Origin of the sequence: Streptomyces uncialis, from assembly GCF_036250755.1 — a bacterium.
In the GTDB taxonomy this organism is placed as follows: domain Bacteria; phylum Actinomycetota; class Actinomycetes; order Streptomycetales; family Streptomycetaceae; genus Streptomyces; species Streptomyces uncialis.
On sequence record NZ_CP109583.1, the window covers coordinates 5,284,479 to 5,311,294 of the forward strand.

The following is a 26,816-nucleotide window of genomic DNA, read 5'->3' on the forward strand; positions in this document are numbered from 1 at the left end:
ACACAGAATCGCTGGACTGTGCAGGGGTGTGGACGTACTGTCCGTGTTCCCCCGGAGCACGGGGTGTGCCTCCGGCGGTGCAACGCCGGAGGCCCTGGCAACCCCCATCGGCCTGTCACGAACCACCCCGGCGGCAAGGGCGTGCAAGCCCGCCACCGCCAGAAGAGGAGCCGCCCAGTGGAACACGCCCCCACCGAGCCCTATTCCACCCCTGCCAAGCCGACCTGGCCTCCGGTCGCGGTCCTCGGCCACACCGCCGCCCAAGCATCCCTGCTGGTCGGCCCGGACGCGGCGGAGGCCGCTCCGGCAGACATACCGCCCCACGAGACGGCGCCCGATCCGGAACCGACCGCCGGGTCCGCCCTGCTGGACGAACTACGTGTCCAGATCGCCAGGTTCGTGATCCTGCCCTCGTCCGAGGCCCTGGACGCGGTGACGCTCTGGGTGGCGGCGACGCATCTCCAGCCCGCATGGCAGCACGCGCCGCGCCTCGCGGTGGTCGGCCCGGCGAAGCGGTGCGGCAAGTCCCGGCTGCTGGACGTGCTCACCGAGACGGTCCACGAGCCGATGCTCACCATCAACACCACCCCGGCAGCGGTCTTCCGGTCGATCACCGAGGAGCCTCCCACCCTCCTGGTCGACGAGGCGGACACCATCTTCGGCACGCCGAAGCAGGCGGAGAAGAACGAGGAGATGCGCGGCCTGCTGAACGCCGGGCACCAGCGGAACCGTTACGTCACCCGGGTCGTCGGCAACGACCACACCCCGCACAAGTTCGCCACCTTCGCCATGGCCGCTATCGCGGGCATCGGTGACCTCCCCGACACGATCATGGACCGCGCCGTGGTGATCCGCATGCGCCGCCGGGCCGAAGGCGAGACGGTCAAGCCGTTCCGCTCCCGCCGCGACATCCCAGCCCTGCACGAACTGCGCGACCGGATCGCAGCCTGGGCCCGGCCGCTGCTGGACGAAGCGGCCGACCTGGAACCGGAACTGCCGGTTGAGGACCGGGCTGCCGACACCTGGGAACCCCTGGTGATCATCGCCGACCTCTCCGGCGGGCCCTGGCCCCGCCTGGCGCGGGCGGCGTGTGCACGGATGGTCGCCGCCGAGGAGCGGGCGGAGGAGGAGAACCCCAGCGGGGCGAAGATCCTCGCCGACATCCGGCGGATCTTCCACGCCAAGGGCGATCCGGAGAGCCTCAGCACCGACGATCTCCTGTTCGCCCTCAACAGCGACACCGAAGCCCTCTGGGCCGAGTGGGGCCGCAACGGGCTCACACCACGTGGCCTCGGCGCCATGCTCCGCGACTACACCATCGCCTCCGGCAATGTCCGCGTCGGCGACATCCAGCGCAAGGGCTACACCCGCAACAAGTTCGCCGACGCCTGGCGCCGCTACTGCCCCACCGTCCACCCGCTCGACGCCGACCCCGCCACCGCCGAGGGCTGACCCGGCCCCGCCCCGGTTGCCGTCCGTGCCGTCCCTGCCGTGATCCCGCAGGTCAACAGGCATCCGAATGAGACGGCAACCGGGTCCAAGACGGAACCACGATCACCACCCACCTCGGGGCTGCCCAACCGCGTCCCGATCCGTCTCGTGCCGTCCCAGCCGTACCTGCCGTATCGCCGCAGGTCACAGCCCCGCGCTCTGGGACGGGAGACAGACCGCACCCGTCCACGACCCGTCCCACAGGGCATGACACCACCGGGACTCTCACCGCCCGGCTGACGTACCGGCCCTGACCTGCGCCTGCAACGGCCAAGACGGCAAATACGGACCACGCCGACAGCCCCACGCACCACCCCAGGAGCACACACCCCATGGCCACATACGCCATACCGCCCGAACACCCCGGCACCGTTCACCGAGTGACCAGTTGGGACCGCGCCGCGATCCTCTCCCTCGGTGCCGCCGCCTGCGCCCTCTCGTACGACGCCCTCCAGCAGATGGCCGTCGCCATCCACGTCCGCGGACTCCTCACCTACCTGCTCCCACTCGTCATTGACGGATTCATCGCCTACGGCGTCCGCGCCCTCCTCGTCCTGCGCACCGCCCCGTTCCGGGCCCGCCTCTACGTATGGGCCCTGTTCGGCACCGCGACCTGCGCCAGCATCTGGGCCAACGCCCTCCACGCAGTACGCATCAACCAGCAAAGCCCGCCCGGCACGCTGCACCTGAGCGACCTCACCGTCGGCATCCTGTCCACCCTCGCCCCACTCGCCCTCGCCGGAGCCGTCCACCTCCACATCCTCATCACCCGCGAAACCACCACCGACACGGCGCCCCCGCCGGTATCCCTCCCCGGTCCGGAACAGCCCACCAGCGAACCGGCAACCACCCGCCGGGGCGGACGGCCAGCGGACGCGACCCTCGACGAACTCGTCGAGATCGGCCGAATCGCCGTAGCCGAGCACGGCCGCATCTCCCGCTCCACCGTCCTCCAAGCGATCAGGGACAAGGGCCTCAAGATCGGCGGGGAGCGGCTCACCGAGGTCATGAACACCCTGCGAGCCGAGAGCGAGACCAACCCCGCCGACGGCTGACCACACCTCACCGGAACAGGCACGGGGTGGTCGGAACCCTTCCGACCACCCCGGCCACGGACCAACTGTCGCGGACGGAACCGAGACGCCTCCGGGCTGCGGTCCCGGATGGCGACGAGAAGGTGGCTTGCCACCGAGCACTCCCCACCCCATGCCGGTGGTCTCAGCACTCGCAGACAGAACGTCGCCGTGACTTTCCCGGACCCATCCGACGACTTCACCCACTTCACGAGCAGACCCCGAGGAGAACCGCCACATGCCCCACCCGGACAGCCCTCAATCCCTCGACCTCCAGGAGATGACCACTGCGGTCACCAACGCAGCAAGGTATGCCGCTGGACCGTCCAAGGGCCGGTCCCATGCGGATGCCTCCGCCCCGAGGGTGGCGGAGGAGTTCGGGCGCCAGGGGGCGCCCGAGGGGGAACCGTCAGCGTCCCCGACCGTCAGCCCGTTGCCGCGAGCAGCCGAAGCCGCCGCGCTGCATCGCGTCGCCCGTCGTCGCCAGCGTGATCCGAGCGGCCAGCGCAAGCAGCGTGTCGACGCCCGCTACAGCATCGGTGAGAAGACGGCGATCCTCGCCCGAGCCAGGTCACTGAACATTGCCGGAGCCCACTACGTCGGTGCGGTCGTCATGGCCCATATCCACGGAGATCTTGCCCTACCAGGCCAGCGCACCCCGCTTGACGACTACATCGACGAGCTGACCGCCCTGCGCGGGGAGGTTGCCAGGATCGGCAACAACATCAACCAGATCGCCCGCAAGCTCAACGCCGGTGGTCATCCCCAGCCTGGGGACACCGAGCTCCTGGCCCAAGCCGAACGCACCCTGGCGGACACCGGAACCACCGTCCGTGGGATCGCAGCAGCCGCGAACCAAGCCCTCACGAGGAAGGAGGGCCAGTGATCGCGAGTATCACCAGCGGCAAGAGCACCGCCGGCCTCATCCGGTACCTGTTCGACACGAAGAAGGCCAAGGACCACACCGACCCGCACCTGGTCGCATCCTGGGACGGCTTCGCCCCGGACCCTGGCCGGGCCGATGACTTCGACGCCACCAAGAAGCTCCTCGTCGCCGACCTCGACCTGCGGGTCAAACAGGCCAGGCGGCTCGGCCGGGCACCCAAGCAGCACGTCTGGCACTGCTCGATCCGGGCCGCACCTGAGGATCGGATCCTCAGTGACGACGAGTGGGCGGACATCGCCCGCCGTATCGTCCACGCCACCGGCATCGCCCCCGAAGGCGACCCGGACGGATGCCACTGGGTAGCCGTCCGCCACGCCCCGGACCACATCCACATCACCGCCACCAAAGTCCGAGGTGACCTGAGTGGTGCCCGCCACTGGCACGACTATCGCAACGCCGACCGAGAACTCGTCGCTGTGGAGAAGGAGTACGGTCTCCGCCAAGTCGCCCGTGGAGACCGCACCGCCGCCAAGCGCCCCACCCGCGCTGAACAGGAGAAGGCCCGCCGTCGCGGCCGAGGAACGACCGCGCGTGAGCAATTGCGTACCGCCGTTCGCACCGCCGTTGCCGCCGCTTCCACCATCGACGAATTCGACCACCTGCTCAGCCAGATCGACGGTGTGCTCACCCAGGTCGTCTACTTCCCGTCCGGGGATGTACGTGGATACAAGATCGCGCTCAAGGGAGACACCAATGCCCAAGGCGACCCCGTCTGGTTCTCCGGCTCCGAACTCGCCCCGGACCTGTCCTTCCCCAAGATCCGGGAACGTCTGGACGCCATCGAGTCGGACGCCGACCAGCAACTGAACCGGGACAGGCCCGACCCCTGGCATCAGACCATCGCCGTGATCGAATTCATCCCCCACCACCTGGAGCAAGCCGACGACGAAGCCTCCCAGGCCCACCTCCACGCCTTCGGTGAAGTCCTCGACGCCCTGCCACTCATTGCGCCCCAGCAGCTTCGGACCCAACTCCGAGACGCGGCGACTGCGTTCGAACGCGCCACCCGCTCCCGTATCCGGGCCGAGCAGCACCAGGCTCGTGCGCTGCGCAGCGCCGCACGAGCAATGCTCCAGCAGCCCCCGCCAAAGGACGGAGCATTCCTGGCGATGCTTCTCGACGCCGCCGTCCTCGTCGTCATCGCCGCAGCTCGCTGGCATCAGCTCCGCCATCACGACCAACAGGGCGAAGCCGCCCACCAGGCTCTGCTGCATCTCCAGGTCGCCTACGACCAGGCCGCCGTCGCTCCATTGACTGCCCTCGCCCAAGGCCGGCCATCCCAGCAGATTGTGGAACGGCACATCCACCGCGTACGTCGTGCCGTCCCCAGCCAGGCGGAGCGGGTCCTCGCAGACCCTGCCTTCGACGCCCTCGTCGCCGTTCTGTCCAAAGCCGAGGCCGCTGGCCATGATCCGGATCAGCTGCTGCGACAGGCCACCGATCAGCGTGCCCTGGATGATGCCCGCCACCCCGCCCGAGTGCTGACATGGCGCGTACAGCGACTCAGCACAGGTCAGGTGCCCAGCAGCCGAGACCGTGTGGCTCGGGTTCGCAGTACCGCCAAACCGGGTAGTGCTCCGGCTCGTCCAGCAGAGTTCACGCCCCTACAGCCTTCGGCGCCGGGCCGCCGACGCTGATCACCGGAGCACGAGGCTGTCCCAGATCACCTTGTCGCAGGTGTGTAGGGCCGCCGCCAGTTCGCCATGTAGGTGATCCGGGATGGCTCCGGCCCTCAGCGCGCAGGCTCGGACCAGGGCGCGGCAGCCCTGCGCTTCCCGATCTGTGGCCAGGGCGAGGAAAAGAGGATGGGCCAGGACCTCGCGGGCCGCGTAGCCGTCCCCGGCTTCGGCGGTCCTGCGGTGGAGGTCTTGCACAATGCGCTGCGCGGCGGGTGTTTCGGCGGGACCGACCGTGTCGAGAATGGTGAGACCTAGCCGGATGTCGAAGACGGTCATCCCAGGCTCTGGCGACCGTTGAAGGTAGGCCGCGATCAGTTCTGCCCGTTGGTCGTCGCATGGCTGCTGGGCATCGCGGCGGCACAGGACGGTCAGGCACGCCGTGACGAGCTGTTCCCAGGGGTCGCCGGGCGTCGTGTCGTGGAGGAGCTCTGCTGCCGATGCCGTGTCGCCGGAGACGAGGGCGGCCAGTACGGCGACTTGGCGGCCGTCGAGCATCCGCTGGCCGACGCCCCGGTGGGACTCGATGTGCGTCAGGGCCTCGGCCCAGCGGCCGGCGGTGGTGAGGGTGCGGGTGCCGTCGGCGAGGAGTACGCGCCAGAGCCAAGCACGGACTTCTTGGCGGTCGGCTTCGGTCGCCGTGAGGTCCGCCGGTATCTCCACGCCGTCGAAGCGGGCATGTGCGCCTGCTTCGACGGCTCCGTACAGGTCGAGCAGTCGCTGTCGTCCCTCGTCGGCGCGGCCGGCGCGGATCTGGAGGCGGGCGAGGTTGACGACGGGTTCCAGTCCGCGGATCGCGCTCATCCCAGGCAGCGGACAGCTGTGGAGGTACGCGGCGGCCTGCTGGTGGCACAGCTCGCGCGCCAGGTCGGGAAGGCCCAGGTCGGAGGCGATGAGCGCGGCCTGGTTGTAGACGGCCGACGCCAGGCCCTGGTCGGCCTTCCGTACCGCGGCGTCGGCCAGGTCGACGAGCGCGTGGACGCGTTGGGGCAGAGGTAAGCAGGCGGGACGGAATCGGGCGACGAGCGGGAAACGCTGGGCGGTGGGTCCGTGCGGGTCCATGAGTCCCCCGAGGCGTGGGTTGGAGACGGTGCCCGCCCGCCGTAGGCCGACGGACACCATCCTCTCTCTATCGGTTGTCACTGCCAGTCGACGACGATCCGGTTCAGCGGGGTGTCGAGGGCGAAAAGACCAGGGCGCTGTTCGATGGGCGGAGCGGCGAGGTGCTGGATCTCGAAGGTGGCCTCCCGGCCGCGGTACTCCCGGTCCCAGATGCGGATGGCGTCGGCGACCTTCGCGGCCAGCTCGTCGCTGCCGGGACCGTGGCCGATGACACCGAACTCCCAGAGCTTGCCGCCCTCCGGGGTCCTCTTCTCCAGCAGCCGCCGGGCCAGGTAGGTGACAGCGCTCTTCTCCACGGCCGCGGTGGATGACGGGTAGGGGTCCTCGGTGAGTAGCCCGCCCTTGGTGCCCTGCGGGAACAGCATCCGGATCAGGCCGGAGGGCAGGGAGCAGGTGAGGAACAGCTCCATCCACTCCGGCGACTCCATGGCGCGGACCGTCATACCGGTCCACTCCTCGGTGCGCGGCTGCTCCAGAACGCGGGCGAGGGCATCGGCGTCGATGTCCTGGCCGGCGGGGGCCTGGAGCCGGACGGTGCCGTCGGCGCTGAGCGGGACGACACGGCGGTCGTCGTCGGCGATACCCCGCCGGAGCGGCATGAAGGTGTTCATCTCGCTGCCGAGCGACACCCACCGGCCGCCACGCTGTTCGTACGCGATGGAGCGGGCGACGCTGCCCTTGAGGCGCTGGGGGACGAGGAGTCGTCCGCCGGGGGCGAGCTGTTCCAGCCAGGCGTGCGGCACACCGTGCGCACCGACGGTGGCGATGATCCGGTCGTACGGTGCTCCCTCCGCGTATCCGAGGGCCCCGTCCCTGGTCACAGCCTCGGCGTTGGTGATCCCAGCTGCGGCGAGGTGGGCGCGGGCGCCCTCCACGAGGTCGTCGTCGACATCGAGGGTGGTGACGTGGCCGGCCTCGCCGACCAGGTGCGCGAGGAGAGCGGCGTTGTAGCCGCTTCCGGCGCCGAGTTCGAGGACGCGGTCGCCGGGACGGACGTCGAGCTGGTCCAGCATGAGGGCGACGACCCCCGGCTGGGAGGCACACGAGATGGACGCACCGTCGGTGTTGTACTTGATGTGCACCGGCGCGTTGGCGTAGGCGTCTTCGAGTGTCGCGTCGGGCACGAACACATGGCGGGGGACCGCCCGCAGGGCCTGCTCGATGGCGGGGGTACGGGCGTGGCCGTTCGCCAGGATCTGGTCGACCAAGGCGTTTCGGAGGTGCTCGGCCTCCGCCGAGTTGGTGGTGATCGTGTCGGTGTTCACCGCGCCGACGCTATCGACGTACGCCGCTGCCCCGCTGGGCGACGCGGTGTTGTCACTGGTTCCCATGACTACCTCTCGTGCGATGTTGAACAGAGCGCTCTGGTCGTCCCGAAGGAGACCTGCGCGGTTGGCGTGGAAGATCACGTGGTGGGCGAGCACCGCGCGCAGACCACGGGTGAGACCACCGTGGTCCGCGAGACTGGTGAGCGTCGCCCCGGTCCCCTCGAAGGCGGTGACCCATTCTTCGTGCCTATGGAACGGGCCGCCCTGGTGGCAGAGACTGCGGGCGTCGGCCGTCATCAACTTCCGTACGGCGGGAACAAGCTCGGCGGCGCGTTCGACCGGCAGCGGATCGGTGGCCGCTCGAAGGGCGGCGACCTTTGACCAGACGTCCCCCTGCTCGAACCAGTCGAGCCCGGCACCGCGCAGCATGGAGCTCACCAGCAGGACGACGGTCTCCCGCCGCCCCAGGTGCTTCGGACCCGGCTGGTACGTCAGCAGGTGATGGGAGTCGCTGTGGAACAGTTCGTGGGCTGCGTCCATGGCCGCCCGGCCGCCGAACGCGTCGGTCTCGGGCTCGTACATACCAGGCCGCCACGATACGACTGAACCCTCACCGACCAGGTCGTCCAGCAGCGACTCCACGACTGGAGCCGGTTCGTCGGCGCGGTACCGCAGGGGCCAGGGCTGCTTGTTCATGAACCACCAGCCGGAGAGCTGTCCGGCCACCTCGGCGGTGATCAGCGCTGGGGCGAGGCGTTCGGCGATGACCAGCTGGGCGCGCGAGCGGTCGACGAAGGTGATGTTGTGCTGGTGCCAGCGGTCGGAGGGCATCGGGGTCCTTCGGTCGGTGGATCAGGCGATGAGCAGGCAGGAGTCCCAAGCGGATCGAGGCGGGGTGGTGGTGCTGGGCGCGATGAGCGCCAGGGCGACACCGGCAGCACCGTCGAGCAGGCCAGGATCTCCGCTCCCGAGTGCCCCGCCCGCTGGGAGGATCTTGTCCAGGAGCGCCGGGATCGCGGCGCGTATCCGGTCCACGGTCGTGGCATGGGCGTCGTCGGCGACACGGGCGGCGAGGTGGGCAAGCCCCGCGAAGCCGTGGCAGAGGCCGTCGTCCGTGATGACCTTGAGTTGGTCGGCGTCAGCGAGGGCGGCCACGAGGGCGTTCTCCGCCCGGATGCGGCGGCGGGTATCGCCGAGGGCGAGCCCGGCAAGCTGCTGAGCACGGGCGAGGCCGGCGGTCCCGTAGCACCAGGACGGTCGCCGGGGCGCGGACAAGGTGACTCGGCAGGTCCGTAGTTCGTCCCGGGTGATCCAGCACGGCCACGCCGGACCGGGCCTGTTCTCCCAGCGGTCCAGCCACGCCACAATGGTGCGCATCGCCGCGTGGTGCCCGCTCACGACGGTGCCGCGCCGGGCAGCCAGGGCCAAGAAGGCGAGTACGCCGCCGATGCCGTGCGCCATGCCGTGGTTGGCGTGGCCGCCGGGGAAGAGGTCGTCCGGGTTGCCCGAGGGGCCGGTTTCCGTCCACCAGCCGGGCAGGGCCTCGTCCTGGTCGGTCAGTGGTTCGGTGAGGCGTACACAGTAGTCGAGCACGGCACGAGTCGTGGTGCCGTCGGGGCTGCGGTGTAGAAGATGGGCCCCGTACCCGGTGAGCCCTCGGATGACGTCGAACTCAGCGAGCTGCGGTAGCCGTCCGGCGTCGATACGGCGGTGAGCGGCCTCCAGACGACGGCCGATGTCGATCATGATCTGCTGGTCTAGCGATTCCAGGGCACTCTGGTAGGCCCCGGGTAGGTGGTCCGCCGCGCAGGCCAGGGCATGGGCGAGGGCGGGAGCCCCGTAGAAGGGGTGGCTGTCAGGACCGCTGGTGAGGGGTTGGCGGGAGGCGGCGGCGAGCCAGTCGTGAGCGCGCTGCCACGGTCCGAGGCCCCGCGCGGCCCGTTCGATGTGCAGGAGCGCGATGCCGGGAGGGCCGTAGGCCAGGTGCTGCCCGTACGCGGGCACGGCCCAGGACCGGGGCACATCGGGATCGGCGAGTTGGGACGCGATGGCGTCGGCTAGGTCGAGGGCCGGGTGGGCGGTCATGATTGCCTCCCCTTTGTACGAGCGGTCCAGGCGAGAGCGGCAGCGCGCGCCAGGTAGAGGCAGACCTCTTCCTCGGGGAAGTTCACCGCGACATGCCGCACGAAGTGGACGTGCAAGAGGGACGTCAGAACGTCATCGACGGCGATTCCCCGGGTGTCCGGGCCCGGCAGATGGGGCCGGTAGTCGGCGAGGGCCGCGTCCCGTTCCGCCCACCCGGACACGATGGCGTCCCCGCCCGGTGCTCCGCGCAGCGCCGCCCATTCGTCGCGGGGGTCGGCCAGCCGTACGGCCTCCGTGAATTGCGGGCGCGGTACGGGCACGGGAGCCGTCGGTGGAATGTGGTCGACCAGCCACCGCATCCCGGCTTCCGTGCTTCCGAGGAAGGCGGAGACGATGGCGACGGTGTGCGCCACCACTAGGGCACGTCGGTCGGGACGCTGCCGCTGCACGAACTGCGTCACCACGGCACCTGAGTCGGCCCGGAAGACCTCTTCGGCAGCCTCCCACGCCGCTCCGGAACCCCAGCGGCCCATCTCGCGGTACGAGGTCGGATAGCGCAGATCGGCAAGCAGGCTGGCCCGGCGCAGTTCGTCGGCCCACTCGCTCACCGCACGGGCGGTCTCGCCGAAGGCGTCCGGATGGGGGAGGGCGATACGGAGGCGGAGGTGCTGGGCCGGGTCGCGGAAGCGGATGAACCACCAGGGTGGGTTGCCGAGCTGCTCCAGCAGGCCGGGCAGGTGCTGGGCGAGCACGGTGTCCTGACGGCGGGCATCTCCGTACAGGGCGGCCAGTAGCACGGAAGAGGTCGCTGGCGGCTGCATCTGTGCTGGCGAGAGTGCACGAGCAAGGGTCGGGGCGGGCAGGGGCGGCCACGCTGTCGGTCGTACCGCCTTGAGGGGCACGACGATCTCGTGGGCGCGCCCGTCGCACCAGCCGTACCCCTCCGGGGCTTCGACGAGCACGGCGGTGTGCGCACGGTCGAGGTGCTGGCGGAGCAGCGTTCGGTGACCGAGCTCGTCAAGGTCGAGGAAGAGGTACTGGTCCCCCTCCACGAGATAGACCTGCCGCGGCAGCCGCCGTCGGACCCGCCAGTCGGCCAGAGCCGCCTCCCACTCGGCGCCGCTGGCCAGCTCCGAGGATTCGAGCCGCCAGCGCGCCGGAGCCAGCACGGTACGTCCGTAGCGGAGACGCGGAAGGAACGGCATCGCCGCGGCGACGCCCCAGTCGAAGACGGTGACTTGCGCACACTGGGCACGGGACAGCTCGGTGAGAAACCGCGCCAGCGGCGGGGTGTGCGTGCGCAGGTTCAGCGCGTTCATCCCCACCGCTTCGACGCGGTGGCCCCGCTCGGGGGCGGCCAGGTACATCCGGCGTCCGTCGCACGCGACCGCGAGGTCGTCGAGGGTGAGAACGCCCGGGTCCGGGGCCCGATGCTCCTGGAGGCTGATCACGGTGGGCAGGACCTGAGGTGTACGAGTGACGTGGGCGCTTTCGGGGAGGAGCGGTGGGAAGGAGAGCTGCGCGGGCACGGTGTCGCCGTCTGCGGTCGGGAGATCGGCCAGGTCCGTGCTCAGCGCCTCGCGATCGCCGGGCTCCAGCACACCGAGGAAGCGGCCCGTGGAGACGCCGGCGCCACGTGACACGCTCACGACCTCCAGCCGGAACCGCCCGCGCCGCAAATCGTCCAAGCTGGCCGAGTGCACCCGTACGCCCACTTCAAGGTGCGGCGGCACCCGCAGGTCGTCGGGCCCCACGTCGAGAGCGCCGATCAGCTCGTCGGTGAGGACGACCTCCTCCCGCCCTTCGAGCGCGGCCGTCTGCGCCAGGCGTACGAGTACGTCGTCCCGAGTGGAGGCCCGAGGTCGGCGCGCACCGGCCGGAGTGCCCGGGAAGCCGTCGGGATAGCCGACGCCGCTGTCCGCCACGGCCTCCTTGAGCGGCACCATCGTGCCGATGCCGTACCGCTCGTAGAACCGCTGGTGGTACTCACCCCACGTGGCGGTTCCGTACGGACGAGCGCTCAACCGGGTCAGGACGAGCGCTGCGCGTTCCACTTCCCGGGCCACTGCCTCCGGCAGCACGAGCTTGGCGTTCAGCTGTAGGTCGAACGCGATGGGGTGGAGCTTCCCGCCCGGCACGAGCTCCCGCATCCGCGAGGCGGCTCTGTCCCGACCACCGCGCATGGTGCACCCCTCCAAGGCCGCCCGGATCGCGCGCAGCTCGGCCACCGTCTTCGAGATTGGTGCAATGCTCTCGGCTTCGACGGCGTCGAGCTGGTCGACGAGGTACCCGAGAGCATCGGTCTCGGTGCTCGGTGCCCACAGGCTGGTGATCAACACCCGCCGTCGGATCAGTTCTGCCAGTAGCCGGCGAGTCTTCTCCGGCCCGGCCCCGGGGAACTCCGCCTGGAGCTTGCTCAGAAGCATGCCCACCCTGATCGGCGCCTCGGCCGCGGTGAGGGCCGCCTGCACTGGTGCGGTAAGGGCCAGCGATGCCTCGACAGCGCGGGTCTCGTCGCCCTGGTCATCGGACTGAAACGGCACGATGAGGCGGTCCCCACGGACCGACGCGGTGCTGTTGGCAACGACGGACAGCCGTTTGAGCAGCTCCGGGCACGACTCCAGCCGCTGTACGACCGTGGCCAGCCACTCCGCCCCGGCTCGGCCGACGAGAACGTGCTCCTCGCCCCAGGCCGCACTGGCGCGCGGTCCGAACTTCGCGGTGGCCACACCGGCGAACAGCCCAAAAGGAGTCGCCCGGTGCTGGGCCCGCAACAAATACCGGACCACGGAAAGCACCGCACGCCGGAGAGCCCGTGGATCAGACCGTTGACCCGTGCACAGGCCCTCTACTTGCGCGGCCAGGGCAGGGCTGGAGTGCTGCAAGGTCTCGGAGAAGTCCTCGTCCGCCCAGGCCGCACGCAGCCACGCCGCTTGACTTGCTGCGGCACCAGGCAACCCGTCGTCCAGGTCGGGCCACGGAGAGACCGCCAGCGGCGGTCGGGCGACGGCGCGCACGAGCGCGGTTGTTCCGGCGCGGAACGCTGCGGTCACGGTAACCACCGACTACCTCCGTAGGGTGCGGGAACGGGCGGCTGGTGCCGCCGCACGGAGGCAGCGGCACCAGCCGAACTGGACAAGGGCGGGATGCTCTTATGGATGTCAAGCAGCGGTTGTGAGGTGGCTTGGGGCCGCTGCTGTGGCGTTCGTGGTGGTCAGGGCGTGGTAGATCTCGCGGGCGACGAACCGCTTGAGGCAGCGAATGATCTCTTTCTTCGACAGGCCCTGCCTGGTGCGACGTTCCATGTAGGTGCGGGTGCGCTGGTCCCAGCGCAGGCGGCAGAGAACGATCCGGTAGAGGGCCGCGTTCGCGGCCCGGTCGCCGCCCCGGTTGAGGCGGTGGCGGTGGGTTCGGCCGGATGACGCGGGCAGCGGGGCGACGCCGCAGAGCATGGCGAACGCCGCTTCCGAGCGGAGCCGGTCGGGGTTGTCCCCGGCCGTGACCAGCAGCTGGCCCGCGACGTCCGGGCCGACGCCGTTCAGTTCGGTCAGGGCAGGGTTGATCTTCTGGGTGAGCGGGGCTATCAGCTCGTCCAGTTCGTCGATCTCCTGGCCCAGGCCTCGGTGGCGGCGGGCGAGGGACCGCAGGGCGATCTTCGTCGCGGTGACCGGATCGCCCGCCTGGTCCAGGCCCGGGCGGAAGCCCGTGCAGACGGCCAGGAGGTCCTTGTCCTTCAGGTACCGCAGCATCGTGCGGACGCCTTCCGGCGCGGTGACGATCAGGTTCTTGATCTGCCGGGTGACGTCGGCCCGCTGCTGGACCGCGCTGCGGCGGGCGACCCGCAGCGCCCGCAGGGCCTCGACCCGGCCGTCCCGGAACTTCGGGGTGCCGGTGCGGCGTTCGGCGAGCGCGGCCCGCGCCGCCGCCTCGGCGTCGACCGGGTCGGACTTGCCCTGCCAGCGGCGTGTCTTGCGGTCCGGGCGGTCGATCTCGACCACCCTCACGTCGTGTTCACGCAGGTAGCGGGCAAGGCCGGCGCCGTAGGCGCCGGTGCCCTCGACCCCGACCATCAGCAGGGTGCCGAAGGAAGAGAGCCAGGTCAGAAGCTTGCGGTAGCCGAGCGCGGAAGCGGGGAACTGGGCCGAGCCCAGGACCCGGCCCGCCGAATCGATCGCCGCCGCGGTGTGGGTGTCCTTGTGGGTGTCGACGCCGCCGGTGACCTCGACCTGGTGCTGTGCCATCGTGGGTTGTGCCGTCCTGTCCATTCGACCGGGTGGGATGGCACCCGTCGGCCGGGAGGGCGGACAAGACAGTGATGGGGCCTCTGGCCAGGCTCTTATGAAGTCACGTCCCCCGGCCCGACGGATGCACACGAGCGCCCCCCGAACGGGGCCGACAGATCCCGTTGAGGACCCTGAGTCAGTCAGGCGGTGGGTCAGACCCCGCCGGGGAACGCTCACGAACATCCTCACTGTCAGGCGACGTTGGTGGTGCAGGCCCCGCAGGTGGTACCGCAGTTGTCGTCGGTCAGGTTGACCAGCCCGGCCGGGTCGGCGATCTCGACGAGGGAGACGTCCAGGTCGAAGCCGCCCGATGCCTCTGGCGTCTGGGGCCGGACCTGGGTGAGACTGGGGACCACGATGTTGCGCGTCATGGTGACTACCTCCTTGTTTTATGGGGGGTTTACTGATTGATACGGCCGACGGGTCGTTCATCCGTCGCTGGTGAGCTGAAGCTCGGCCCAGACCTCCTTGCCCCATGGGCACCTGTCCGAGCCGTACAGGTCATAGCCCCAGCAGTCCGACACTGCGGCGATGAGAAGCAGGCCGCGGCCCGACTCATCACCGTGATCCGCGTGGCCGGCGGCGGGCAGACGCTCCGGTTCCCAGTCCACGACGCCGACACGGACCCGAGACGCGCTCGGGCGTCCCACGGTCAGACGGATGTCCCGGCACGATGTGTGCTTCGACGCGTTCGCGACCAGCTCCGTGACGATCAGCACGGCACCGTCGGCGAGCTCATCAAGGCACCACGCACCGAGTACACGCTGGACAAGCTTGCGGCAGGTCTCAGCAGTGGACGGCTGGCACGGGATGGTCTGGCTGTAGGCGGGACGCCCGACACAGGCGGCATGAACAGGTGTGTTCAGACTCGTCATGGGGATGGAGCCTTCGGGTTGTCTCGGCGCCCGGTCCGCCCCTTGCGAGATGTGAGCGTGCGGACCGGGCCGTCAACAGCCGCTCGGGATGGTGGGCGGCCGACACCCAGATAACCCCGGCTTCCGTTCGGCTGGTTAGGACCATCAGGCATGCGCTCAACGGGTCGACCTAGGGCGATTTGACCCAGCGTTTACCTGACGATTGGGCGACGCGAGCGCTACCGTGCCGGGATGGATGCCACGCGCAACACCGTGCTTGAGGCGTGGATGGCAGAGCACGGCTACAGCTCCAACAGCCTCGCCGACGCTGTGAACAGGTCCTTAGAGCAGTTGACCGGAAGGTCCGGAGGGCTCGACGGATCATCGGTCCGGGGCTGGAAGGCCGGCCGTGTGAAGTGGCCGAAGTCGGCCACCCGCAAGGCGCTTGAGGACATCGCCGGTCTGCCCGCCACCGCTTTAGGGTTCGTTCCACGGGGCAGGACTCCGTCGGCCCTGGTTCCACCGCAGCAGGAGGACCCTGACATGAAGCGCCGCACACTCGTCGGCGGGATCGCGACGGCCGCCGTCGCCGCGGCGTCACCCGGCACCGCGTCGCCACGCAGGATCGGCATGAGCGACGTCGACCGTCTCCAGAAGCGCTTCGCCGAGATCATCGCCAGCGACCACCGGCACGGCGGACAGCTCGGTATCGAACAGCGAGCCGCCGCCCTCGCGGACGAGGCACTGAACCTCCAGAACGCGGGAAGCGCCACCCAACGCGTACGCAGCAGCCTCTACGCCTCCGCAGCAGCGTTCCGTTCCTCCGCGATGTGGGCCGCGATCGACGGCCGGCGCTACGACGACGCCAAGACCCACATGCGGGAGGCTCAGACCCTCGCCGAGATGTCCGGGGACCAGGCGATCAAGTTCCGCATCTGGAGCCACACCGGAACCATGTACCGGCACCTCGGCCGCCCCGCCGACGCCCTCGCCGCGAACGACGTGGCCCGCCACCTCTTCCTCACCCGGCGCGACCCCCTGTTCGCGTCCCTCGGCCTGGCCCGGCAGGGAGCCATCCTGGGCACAGCCCAGGACCGCAGCGGCATGCGCCGAACATTCGACCAGGCCCAGGAAGCCATGCTGCGCTCCGACCCCACGGACTACCGCCCCGTGTGGATGCTCGCCTTCTACGACCAAGCCGAGCTGGACTCCCTGGCCCTGTCTGCGAACCTGGCCCTGGGCGACTACCCGACCGCCGAATACCACGCCCACCGCTGCCTGTCCGCGCTCCGCCCCCACATGATCAGATCCCGCGCCATCGCGACGACCTGCCTCGCCCACGCCCAGCTCGCCCAAGGGGCCGCGGACGCCGCCACGGCCACCGCTATGAAGGTCCCCACCGACGTCGCCACCCACCACGCCCGGGTAGCCCGCATGCTCCAGGAGTTCGGGGCCGCCCTGCGCGCCACCGCCCCCGGCAGCACCACCGCGCAGACCTGGACCGAGCACGCCGCCACCTGGAGGACCACCGCATGACCACGGCCCCCGCCATCGAACTGCGCACCTTCATCACCCTCGACCCCGTCCGCGGCGACCTCCTCGACGTCTACGCTGACGTCCGCGCCCCGCTGCTCCACCTCCCGAACTACGCGGTCACCACCTTCGGCGAACGCTTGGACCGCCACGGCACCGAACCCGGCTTCGTCGCGGTCCTCGCGTACGCGGACGATGAACCGGTCGGCTACGCCTATGGCAACACCATCAAAAGCGGCGACCGCTACTGGCAGCGCACCACCCCAGAGCCGCCGGAGAAGTACACCGAGCGCCCGGCCCTGGCCCTGAAGGAGATCGGCGTCCGGCCGGCCTGGCGCAAGACCGGCACGGCCCGCCGCATCCACGATGCCCTCCTCGCCGCCCGCGAGGAGCCGTACGTCACGCTCATGGTCAACCCTGCCGCTGGCGACGGGAAGGTCCACGCGATCTACAGGTCGTGGGGGTACGAGGACATTGGCCAGAGTCAGCCGTCACTGGCCTCACCTACACTCACCGTAATGATTCGTAACAGCCGTTGACAGGAAGCTCGACACTGCGCATCGACTGCTCGAGTCTCGTGTCTACGTCGGATACAGCTCGGCTTGACACCCATTCGGCAAGATACAGAGAAGGAGCCTATGCGCGCCGATGAAGTCCGACCGGGCATTCGCCTGACGGGCCTGACCTCAGAGGCGGTCACCATCGTGGCTGTCGCACCGATCGGTCACGCCTTGCAAGTAACATTTCGGTACGATCACGGCCACCTGTCTGACCACGTGCTTTTCCCTAGCGACATTGCTTCGCTGCAACCAGCGGCACCGAAGTCGCGGTGGTCGTTCGATGCCGACCCTAAACAGTTCCGTCTGGCAGCCGAGGCGCTGCGCATGAGGCACGCGGGCCTGTCAGACCCGATGCTGGCGGTGGAGACCAGTGACATCGACCCACTGCCCCACCAGATCCGAGCCGTCTACGGGTCCATGCTGGCCCAGTCCGGCTCCCTGCGCTTCCTGCTCGCGGACGATCCGGGCGCCGGTAAGACGATCATGGCCGGCCTGTACCTCAAGGAGCTGCTGCTGCGCGGCGACGTGCAGCGTTGTCTGATCGTCGCTCCTGGCGGGCTGGTCGAGCAGTGGCAGGCCGAACTCGCGGAGAAGTTCGGGATCGAGATGACGATCTTGACACGCGACCTTGCTGAGGCTGACCGTGACGGCGACCCGTTCCGGCACAACCCGATGCTGATCGCGCGCATGGACCAGCTAGCCCGCAACGAGGAGTGGCAGTCCATACTTGCCGAGTCGGAATGGGACCTCATCGTCGTGGACGAGGCCCACCGCATGAGCGCCTCCTGGTTCGGAAACGAACTCAAGCGCACGCGCCGCTACGAACTGGGCCAGCTGCTCGGCAAGATCACCCGGCACTTCCTGCTCATGACCGCGACACCGCATTCCGGGTCGGAAGCCAACTTCCAGACCTTCCTCGCCCTGCTGGACCCCGACAGGTACGACGGCCAGTACCGCCAGGGCGTGCATTCCACCGACACCACCGGACTGATGCGCCGGATGATCAAGGAGGACCTGCTCACCTTCGAGGGTAAGCCGCTCTTCCCTGAGCGCGTGGCTGAGACCGTCGAGTACACCCTCTCCCCGCAGGAGATGCTCCTGTACGAAGAGGTCACCGAGTACGTACGCACGGAGATGAACAGGGCCGAGCAGGCCGACGGCAAGCGGCGCACGGTCGGCTTCGCCCTCACGGTCATGCAGCGACGTCTCGCATCCAGTCCCGAGGCAATCTACCGGTCGATCCGGCGCCGCATCGCCCGGCTGCGCACCCACCGTGAGCAGACGCTGGCGGGCCCGTTCGTTCCCCCGCCCGAGACTTTGTCGTTCGATCCTGAGGACTTCGACTCCGACGAGCTGGGAGCCGCCGAGCTGGAGCAGCTGGAGAGCGAGGTCCTGGACGCCGCTACCGCCGCGCGCACCGCAGCCGAGCTGGACGCCGAGCTCGCGGTCCTGGCACGTCTGGAGGAGATCGCCCAGCAGGTGCGTGCTTCGGGTGAGGACCGCAAGTGGCAGGAGTTGCGGTCCCTCGTCCTCAAGGCCCGCGAGGATGGCCTGAGCGGCGCCCACCACACGCCGCGCAAGATCATCATCTTCACCGAGCACCGCGACACCCTCGACTACCTCGCAGGCCGCATTACCACCCTGCTGGGCGGCGATGGGGATGCCGTGCGCACGATCCACGGCGGCACCGCGCGACAGGCGCGTCGGGAGATCCGCACCAAGTTCTCCAACGACCCGCGCTGCCACGTCCTGATCGCCACCGATGCAGCCGGCGAAGGACTGAACCTTCAGGCCGCGCATCTGATGGTCAACTACGACCTCCCCTGGAACCCCAACCGGATCGAGCAGCGCTTCGGGCGTATTCACCGCATCGGCCAGCGCGAGGTCTGCCGACTGTGGAACCTCGTGGCCTCCCAGACCAGAGAAGGTCAGGTCTTCCAGCGCCTGCTGACCAAGATCGAGCAGCAGCGCCGTGCCTACGGCGGCAAGGTCTTCGACGTCTTGGGGGAGAACGCCTTCGCGGACGAGCCGCTGCGCGACCTGCTCATGCGAGCCATCCGCTACGGCGAGCAGCCCGAGGTCCGGGCCCACCTGGACCGGGTCATCGACAACTCTGTGGCCGACGGGCTGCAAGAGATGATCAAGGAACGTGCCCTGGCCACCCCGGACATCGGGCTGGAAGAGCTGGCCGAACTGCGTCGAAAGATGGACGAGGCCCGCGCCCGGCGTATGCAGCCCCACTTCGTGCAGGCATTCGTCATGGAGTCCCTGCGTGCTTTGGGCGGGCGGGCGTCCAAGAGGGAGAAGGACCGGTTCGAGCTGACCCAAGTGCCCGCTGCCCTGCGCGAAGGTCGGCGTACAGTCAGTCCGCGCTACGCACGCATCACCTTCGAGCCCTCGGCCGTGGTGATACCCGGCCGACCGGACGCCGAGCTCGTAGCGCCCGGTCATCCGCTGATGGACGCGATCATCGCCGAGATCCTGAACAGGTACGGCGACGCCCTGACCCGCGGAGCCACCTTCCTCGACCGGACCATCACCACCCCCCAGCTCGTGTTCGCCCTCCTGGAAGAGCTCTCGGACGGACGCGGCACCGCGATCAGTAAGAGGTTCGAGTACGTCTCCGTGCTGCCAGACGGAACCGCACAGCCGGCAGGCGCCGCCCCGTACCTCGACCTGTCCCTGCCGGCAGGTCTGAACCTCGAGCAGCACACCGCGCTGGCCCTTGCCATCAACTCCGAGCTGTCCACGGCCTGGCTAGCCGAAGGCGTGGAGAAGATCGCCCAGACCTGGGCGATCCAGCACGGTCTCCCCGAGCATCGCGCCGACGTCGCCGCTCGCGTCGTCCCGGCCGTCGAGCGCACACGCAAACTTGTACGTCAGCGGCTGCTGGCGCAGATGAACTACTGGGACGGCGAGTCGATCAAGCTCGCCGAGGCGCAAGCGGCCGGCAAGAAGATCCGCATCTCGCCGGCCACCGCACGTGACCGCGCCCGATCGCTGGAGGCCCGGCTCGATCACCGTCAAGGCGAACTCGACCTCGAAACCCAGGTCAACGTGCACCCGCCGCAGATCATCAGTGCAGCGCTCGTCCTGCCCGCTACGGTCATCCCGCGAGCCGACGGCGAACAGCCGACACCTGGCAGCTTCGCTCTGGACACCACCGTCACCGAGCGTCGCGCCGTCGACGCGGTTCTGGCCGCCGAGCGTCGGCTGGGCCGGGACCCTGAGGAGATGGCGCACTCCAACAAGGGCTTCGACATCCGTTCCCTCAAGCCTGACGGCCACCTGGTCTTCATCGAGGTCAAAGGGCGAGTTCTGGGCGCTGACAACTTCACCGTCACCACCAGCGAGGTCGGCTATGCCAAGAACGCCGAGCCCGACTACCGGCTCGCCCTGGTCGCTGTCGACCCTGATACCCCTGACGGTTCGAACGACCGGATCCGCTACGTGCTCAACCCCTTCGCTGACCTGGTCTTGGACAAGTACGTCGACGATCTTCGCCGCAAGTGGAAAGCCGAATGGGAGCGCGGTGTAGAGCCACGCTGACGCAGAAGATCCACACGCTTTCATCAGTCGACTGCCCCCCGAGGCACGATTCGAGCGCCTCAGAATCTAAAGTGAACAGGTGGACACCGCAGTGCAGCCCGGAACGCCGTCAGGTTCTGTCCCTCGACGCAAGCTCATCGAGGTCTCCCTCCCGCTGGAGGACATCAACGCCGAGTCGGCACGAGAGAAGTCGATCCGACACGGACATCCGTCCACGCTGCACCTGTGGTGGGCCCGTCGCCCCTTGGCGGCGGCGCGGGCAGTACTGTTCTCCCAGCTCGTCGACGACCCGTCTTCGCATCCCGAGCTGTTCCCCACAGAGGAGGAGCAGAAGAAGGAGCGCGAGCGCCTACACGGGATCATCCGACGGCTGGTGGTCTGGGAGAACATCAACGACGAGGGCCTGTACCGAGAAGCCCGCGAGGAGATCCTCAAGAGCACGGGAGGGAACCCGCCGGCAATCCTGGACCCGTTCGCCGGCGGCGGAACGATCCCGCTGGAAGCGCAGCGCCTGGGCCTGGAAGCTCACGCCAGCGACCTCAACCCGGTGCCCGTGCTGATCAACAAGGCCCTCATCGAGATCCCACCGAAGTTCGCGGGGCAACCGCCCGTCTTCCAGGGGGCTGCGGCGAGCCGCATGGGGCCTTGGCCACGCTCCTCGGGCCTGGCGGAGGACGTCCGCCGCTACGGTGCGTGGATGCGCGACCGCGCCCAGGAACGAATTGGCCACCTATACCCACAGGCAACCATTCCTGTAGTCGGGCCCGCCGGGCAACCAACGGGGCGATCGGCAAAGGCCACCGCGATCGCATGGATTTGGGCACGTACCGTCATTTGCCCGAACCCCGCGTGCGCAATTCGGATGCCATTGGCGGGTTCATGGTGGCTCGGTAAAAAGAAAGGCAAGGAGGCGTATGCCGTCCCTGTTTTGACCGAAGATCACATCTCGCCCGGAGGTCGACGTGTCGATTTCAGAATCGAACATGACCCTGCGATTGCCCCCGAGAACACGGACGGTGGAACGGTTGGCCGTAAGGGTGCACACTGCGTAGGATGTGGCAGTGCTGTTGAACTCAAGTATATTCGTTCCGAGGGGCGCGCAAAGCGAATTGGCCAGCAACTGGTTGCTATAGTCGCCGAGAAGGATCGCCGCCGTATCTACGTCCAGCCCGATGATGTTCATATTGGCGCGGCAAGCGTGGAGCGTCCTGATGGTATTCCGCATGGAGAGTTGGGGCACTATCCACGCGACATTAAGGCTCCGATCTACGGAATGACGGATTTTGTAGATCTTTTCACCAATCGACAACTTGTCGCGCTTGCCACATTTAGTGATCTCATCCGTGAAGCCCGAGAGAGGGTTATCTCCGACGGTGTTGCGTCTGGGCTCAGCCGCGGGGTCTCTCTAGTCGATGGCGGAACGGGTGCGGAAGCCTATGCGGATGCGGTAGCCACTTATCTCGCATTTGCCGTCAGTAAGCTTGCCGCGCGTAATAACACCATGTGTACTTGGGAAGCTCGAATGAATCGGCTTCGTGGGTCGTTCCAGCGCCAGGCAATCCCGATGACTTGGGACTTCGCCGAAGCGCCCCCGCTCGAAGAATATGGCGGCGGATTCACTGCCGTACTCGCCTCCGAAGCCGAGGTTCTTGACGGCATGCCTGACGCGCGAGTCGTCGGGGCAGCACGGCAGGCGGATGCCGCTAGTCGCACGTTTGAAAACCTCCTTATCTCGACCGACCCTCCATATTACGACAACATCGGATACTCGGACCTTTCCGACTTCTTCTACGTCTGGCTCCGACGGTCTCTCCGAAGTGTTCATCCAGGCCTTTTTGGGACGATGCTCGTTCCCAAGGCGGAGGAACTCGTAGCCAATCCGTACCGGCATGGAGGGAAAGAGGAAGCAGAGGAATTCTTCGAGAAGGGATTCGAGCATGTCTTCTCGCGTGCGCGAGAGTCGGCATCTCGCGAATACCCTATCTCCGTCTTCTACGCCTTTAAGCAGGCGGAACTAGAAAAAGAGGGAGTTGCGAGCACGGGGTGGTCTACGTTCCTAGACGGCATGATTCGCTCCGGTTGGACCATCACTGCAACTTGGCCCGTGAGATCCGAACTTCCAAACCGCATGATGTCCGTCGGCATGAACGCGCTCGCTTCATCTATTGTGCTGGCTTTGAGGCCCCGAGAGAGGGAAGCGTCTGCGACTGATCGCGCCGGTTTCCTTAGTGCTCTACATGACGAGCTGGAAGCTGCCCTTCCCAAAATTCGCGAGGGTGCGATCGCCCCGGCGGACCTGCGGCAGACGATCCTCGGTCCCGGCATGGCAGTCTTCTCGCGCTTCTCCCGGGTGCTGGAGGACGACGGCTCCACGATGCCGGTGAAGACCGCGCTGGCGCTGATCAACCAGACTTTCGACTCCTTGCAGAACGAGCATGACGCCGAACTGGACGCCGACACCCGGTTCTGCCTGGATTGGTTCCGTTCCTACGGCTGGGACACTCGCCCCTACGGTGACGCCGAGTCGCTGGCCGTGCCGCTGGGCCTGTCTGTCGACGGCATCGCCCGCGGCGGAACCCTCACCTCCGGCGCTGGCAAGGTCGCGCTGATCAAGCCTCAGGACCTCGACCCTCGGTGGAATCCGGCGCACGACGACCGGCTGTCACTGTGGGAGGTCACCTGCCACCTGGCGCGCGCGTACGCGACCGAGGGGCGCGAAGAGGCGGCCAGGCTTATGGCCGAGGTGAAGGGGAGGGTGGACATGGACGAGGTCAACCGCCTGGCCACCCGCCTGTATGAGCTGATGGAGTCTCAGGACTCCTCGACCGCCGGCCTGTTCAATGGGCTCGGTGGCGCGTGGGCCGATGTCTCCGCGACGTCGACCACGATCCGCCCGGCCGCTGTGGCCGAGATGCTCTTTGGGGAGGAGATCTGATGGCGCTGACGAACAATGAGAAGGTACTGCGCAGCTTCGACCAGCTGCTTGAGGGCATGCGGCCGTGGGTCGACATGCGTATGTCCGCGCAGGCTCCGACCGGCAAGGACTGGATGGAGCTGATCGCCGCTGAGGACGTGGCGAAGTTCGGCACGGCCAAGACGTACTCGCGGGATGACGTGCGGTTTCTGCTGCGCATCGTGACGGAGAGATGGAAGGTCTTCGAGAAGGACCTCTCGCGCCCGCAGTCCGCGTTGGCCTCTGAGCTGCGGGAGACGGCGAACGCGGCTCACCATGGGCAGAAGTTCTCCTCAGATGACACCTACCGTGCGCTGGACACGATCGAACGTCTCCTGATGGTGATCGGTGCCGGGGACGAGGCCGATGTGGTCGCGAAGATGCGCATGGAGCACCAGCGGGAGGTGTTCGAGAAGCAGACCCGCAACCGGCTAATGCGTGAGGCGCAGGCGGTCAAGGTCGCCGGCGTGCAGGCTGGTACGACGATCAAGCCGTGGCGCGAGGTCATCCGGCCGCACGCCGACGTGATCCGTGGGCAGTTCTCCGCCGCGGAGTTTGCTGCCGACCTGTATGCGGTGGCCCATGGCCACACCGCGGCGCCGGAGTATCTGAACCCGGCTGAGTTCTTCTCTCGTACCTATCTCACCAGTGGTCTGTCCGACCTGCTTACCCGTGCGTTCAAGCGTCTCTCTGGGGATGCCGGGGCGAGCCCAGTGATAAATCTGCAGACTCAGTTCGGTGGCGGCAAGACGCACTCGATGCTGGCTCTCTACCATCTGTTCTCCGAGGGCCTGGCTACGAGCGCGCTGTCTCAGGCCGTGCAGGATGTCGTGCATGCTGCCCAGCCCACGGCCGAAGGCGACCCACTGAGGTCGCTGGACGTGAAGCGGGTCACGTTGGTGGGCACAAAGCTCTCCCCGAGCCAGCCGATCGTCAAGGACGACGGCACGCAGGTGCGCACGATCTGGGGGGAGCTGGCCTGGCAGCTCGGAGACCGCAAGGCGTTCGACCGCGTCGCGATGGCGGATGCGACCGGCACTGATCCCGGCGACGCGCTGGACGCCGTCGTGCGCGACGTCGTCGCCGGCGGCAAGAGCGTGCTGATCCTGATCGACGAGTGGGTGGCTTACGCCCGCCAGCTCGTGGGACGCGACGACCTCCCCGGCGGATCCTTCGCCACGCAGCACACCTTTGCTCAGCACCTGACCGAGATGGCCAAGTCCATCCCGGGTGTCATGCTCGTGGTCTCCATCCCTGCCTCCGACTCCCTTGACAACGGAGGAGGCGGCTCGGCGCTGGAGGTGGGTGGCCCCAACGGGCACGTCGCTCTGGAGACCCTGCAACACACCATCGGTCGCAACGCCGATGACTGGCGGCCGGCCAACAACATCGAGTCCTTCGAGATCGTGCGTCGGCGCCTGTTCGAAGAACCCGATGCCGTGGCCCTGGCAGACATCTCCGCGGTGGCCAAGCAGTACGTGAAGTACTACCAGGACAACACCGGATTCTTCCCGCGTGAGACAACTACCGGTGAGTACGAGCAGCGCATCCGGGCGGCGTACCCGATCCACCCGGAGTTGTTCGACCGGCTCTACGAAGACTGGTCGACGCTGCCGAAGTTCCAGCGCACCCGCGGTGTGCTGCGTCTTATGAGCGTGGTTATCAACTCGTTGTGGGCCGCCAATGACACCACGCCGCTCATCACACCCGGCGCGGTGCCCGTCCACGACACCCAGGTCTTCAGCGAGATCACCAAGTATCTCGACGACAACTGGAAGCCCGTCGTGGACAAGGACGTCGACGGCGAGGGCGCCACACCGGTTCAGATCGACCGTGAGCGCCCGTCATTCGGACAGCGAGCGCTCACCAGGCGTGTCGCCCGGTCGGTGTTCATCGCGACCGTCCCGACGCTGCGCTCGGCGCACAAGGGCGTGGACATCCAGCAACTCCGCCTGGGCGCTGCGGTACCCGGCGACGTCCTTAACCACATCGGTGATGCCCGTGCACTGCTGGGGCAGCGTGCCACGTACTTCTACGAAGACGGCGACCGCTCCTGGTACGACCTCGCGGCGTCGGTCTCCCGAGTGGCAGCCGACAGGGCCGCCGGCTACAGCGAGGCCGACGTGCACGCCACGATCGTCGAACGCCTCAAGGCTGCGGGGAAGGCCCTCAAGGCTTCCTTCGGTGCCGTGCATGCTGCGCCTCTCGACACCGGGGACATCCCCGATTCCGAGGTTCTCAAGCTCGTGGTCATGCACCCGAAGTTCACCTGGGGCAAGGACGCCTCCACCGCCACGGACTTTGCCGAGCGTCTCCTGCGGGAGGCCGGTAACGGGCAGCGACAGCGGCGCAACATGCTGGTCATGGTCGCCGCCGATCGCGAAACCTACCCCGAGCTCGACGGCGTAGTACGCGAGTATCGGGCCTGGCGGTCCATCGCCGACGAGGCCGACGAGCTCGAGCTCAGCGCCCAGCAGCGCAAGCAGTCCATCACCCGTGCCCGCCAGTTGGACGCGGCTGTTGACGACCGTGTCCGTGCCGCCTTTACCGCAGCGCTGATTCCGACCGAGCTGCCCGGTCAGAAGCCGACCATCTCCTTCACCCGTGTCGCCAAGGATGGAGGTTCCCTGGCCGAGCGCGTCACTGCGGCGCTCAAGGCCAAGGGGTGGATTACCCCAGTGCTTGGGGCCACGCTCGTGCGAATGGCTCTCGAAGGCGCACTGGCCAACGCCTGGAGTAAGGGGCACGTGCGGTTCGGTGACCTTTGGTCCTGGTACACCCAGTACCCGTACCTGAAGCGCCTGCCCAACCGGCAGGTGCTTGAGCAGGCCGTACTCAGCGCCGCCGACGTGCTCCTGTGGCAGCAGGATGCCTTCGCCCTAGCCGATGGCTACGACGAGGCCACCGACGCGTACCAGAACCTGTGGATCCACGGTGACAAGCCCGAGCCCGGGTTCGTCACCGACGACATGCTCCTCGTCCAGCCGGCACGAGCGGTCGCCCAGCGTGCACGGGTCGTCGCCGCCCCGCCGGCTGAGCCGGAGATCCCAGCAGAAGGCGCCACCACCAGCGAAGACAGCACCCCGCAGCCCAGCGTCGTCACTCCGCTGCCGGGTACCGCCTCACAGCCTTCGACGCCGACGGCCAAGAAGGCCCCGCAGAGGTTCTGGGGCGTCAAGACCCTCAACCCCAACCGACCTGCCGCCGACTTCGCCAACATTCAGCAGGAAGTCCTCGCACACCTTGAAGCCGCCGAAGGCGTCCGGCTCGAGGTCCGCATCGAGATCACCGCCACCACCGCCGACGGTTTCACCGAGCAACAGGTACGAACCGTCCGCGAGAACGCCGTCCAGCTGAAGTTCGAGGACAGCGGCTTCGAGGAAAGCTGAGCACCTGCACCCCGATGCAGCAGAGTCCCTCCGC

16 protein-coding genes are annotated in these 26,816 nt (G+C 68.1%); 9 read left to right on the plus strand and 7 right to left on the minus strand.

The genetic code is table 11. The annotated features are described in order from the left end of the window. The first annotated feature begins 177 nt into the window (after nucleotides 1-177). The 4 genes from OG711_RS21960 to OG711_RS21975 all read left to right on the plus strand — a co-directional run bounded on the left by OG711_RS21960 (nucleotide 178) and on the right by OG711_RS21975 (nucleotide 5,147). Nucleotides 178-1,452 carry a DUF3631 domain-containing protein gene (locus OG711_RS21960; RefSeq protein WP_329560141.1) on the plus strand — a complete coding sequence of 425 codons (1,275 nt, stop codon included), beginning with the start codon at nucleotides 178-180 and terminating at the stop codon, nucleotides 1,450-1,452. Between the two features lie 371 nt (nucleotides 1,453-1,823). Beyond that, nucleotides 1,824-2,546 (plus strand): DUF2637 domain-containing protein, encoded by a 723-nt coding sequence (locus OG711_RS21965; RefSeq protein WP_329560142.1) that lies wholly within the window; start codon nucleotides 1,824-1,826, stop codon nucleotides 2,544-2,546. Between the two features lie 451 nt (nucleotides 2,547-2,997). After that, the gene (gene mobC, locus OG711_RS21970; RefSeq protein WP_329560143.1) at nucleotides 2,998-3,450 is read left to right on the plus strand and encodes a plasmid mobilization relaxosome protein MobC; all 453 of its coding nucleotides are present in this window, start codon (nucleotides 2,998-3,000) and stop codon (nucleotides 3,448-3,450) included. Beyond that, entirely contained in the window at nucleotides 3,447-5,147 is a 1,701-nt protein-coding gene (locus OG711_RS21975; protein WP_329560144.1) for a relaxase/mobilization nuclease domain-containing protein, read from the plus strand. Before mobC ends, OG711_RS21975 begins: the two co-directional genes overlap by 4 nt. Here the strand turns inward: OG711_RS21975 and OG711_RS21980 are convergent, their stop codons facing one another. The 7 genes from OG711_RS21980 to OG711_RS22010 form a co-directional block, all read right to left on the minus strand. Then, nucleotides 5,148-6,248, minus strand: coding sequence for a hypothetical protein (locus OG711_RS21980; protein WP_329563947.1), 1,101 nt, complete (start codon nucleotides 6,246-6,248; stop codon nucleotides 5,148-5,150). Nucleotides 6,249-6,325: 77 nt separating this feature from the next. Continuing rightward, nucleotides 6,326-8,407 (minus strand): methyltransferase, FxLD system, encoded by a 2,082-nt coding sequence (gene fxlM / locus OG711_RS21985; RefSeq protein WP_329560145.1) that lies wholly within the window; start codon nucleotides 8,405-8,407, stop codon nucleotides 6,326-6,328. Between the two features lie 21 nt (nucleotides 8,408-8,428). Then, nucleotides 8,429-9,661, minus strand: a complete 1,233-nt coding sequence (locus tag OG711_RS21990) for a lanthionine synthetase C family protein (RefSeq protein ID WP_329560146.1) — start codon at nucleotides 9,659-9,661, stop codon at nucleotides 8,429-8,431. Further along, nucleotides 9,658-12,630 (minus strand): lantibiotic dehydratase, encoded by a 2,973-nt coding sequence (locus OG711_RS21995; protein ID WP_329563949.1) that lies wholly within the window; start codon nucleotides 12,628-12,630, stop codon nucleotides 9,658-9,660. The genes OG711_RS21990 and OG711_RS21995 overlap by 4 nt, the downstream gene beginning before the upstream one ends. 192 nt (nucleotides 12,631-12,822) lie before the next feature. After that, nucleotides 12,823-13,926 carry an IS110 family RNA-guided transposase gene (locus OG711_RS22000; protein WP_405673086.1) on the minus strand — a complete coding sequence of 368 codons (1,104 nt, stop codon included), beginning with the start codon at nucleotides 13,924-13,926 and terminating at the stop codon, nucleotides 12,823-12,825. A 209-nt stretch (nucleotides 13,927-14,135) separates the two neighbouring features. Beyond that, entirely contained in the window at nucleotides 14,136-14,315 is a 180-nt protein-coding gene (locus OG711_RS22005; protein ID WP_329560147.1) for an FxLD family lanthipeptide, read from the minus strand. Between the two features lie 57 nt (nucleotides 14,316-14,372). Next, complete coding sequence (locus tag OG711_RS22010) at nucleotides 14,373-14,819, minus strand: ATP-binding protein (RefSeq protein WP_329560148.1); 447 nt, start codon at nucleotides 14,817-14,819, stop codon at nucleotides 14,373-14,375. A 231-nt stretch (nucleotides 14,820-15,050) separates the two neighbouring features. On the opposite strand from OG711_RS22010, the gene OG711_RS22015 reads away from it, so the two are divergent. The 5 genes from OG711_RS22015 (at nucleotide 15,051) to OG711_RS22035 (ending at nucleotide 26,782) form a co-directional block, all read left to right on the plus strand. Continuing rightward, on the plus strand, nucleotides 15,051-16,334 hold the full coding sequence (locus OG711_RS22015) for an XRE family transcriptional regulator (RefSeq protein ID WP_329560149.1): 1,284 nt from the start codon (nucleotides 15,051-15,053) through the stop codon (nucleotides 16,332-16,334). Continuing rightward, nucleotides 16,331-16,870, plus strand: a complete 540-nt coding sequence (locus tag OG711_RS22020) for a GNAT family N-acetyltransferase (protein WP_329560150.1) — start codon at nucleotides 16,331-16,333, stop codon at nucleotides 16,868-16,870. Before OG711_RS22015 ends, OG711_RS22020 begins: the two co-directional genes overlap by 4 nt. 99 nt (nucleotides 16,871-16,969) lie before the next feature. Further along, nucleotides 16,970-20,440, plus strand: coding sequence for a helicase-related protein (locus tag OG711_RS22025; protein ID WP_329560151.1), 3,471 nt, complete (start codon nucleotides 16,970-16,972; stop codon nucleotides 20,438-20,440). Nucleotides 20,441-20,519: 79 nt separating this feature from the next. Further along, nucleotides 20,520-23,375: a DUF1156 domain-containing protein gene (locus tag OG711_RS22030; RefSeq protein ID WP_329560152.1), complete on the plus strand. Its 2,856-nt coding sequence runs from the start codon at nucleotides 20,520-20,522 to the stop codon at nucleotides 23,373-23,375. Continuing rightward, nucleotides 23,375-26,782, plus strand: a complete 3,408-nt coding sequence (locus tag OG711_RS22035; protein WP_329560153.1) for a Swt1 family HEPN domain-containing protein — start codon at nucleotides 23,375-23,377, stop codon at nucleotides 26,780-26,782. The genes OG711_RS22030 and OG711_RS22035 overlap by 1 nt, the downstream gene beginning before the upstream one ends. Nucleotides 26,783-26,816 lie beyond the last annotated feature (34 nt).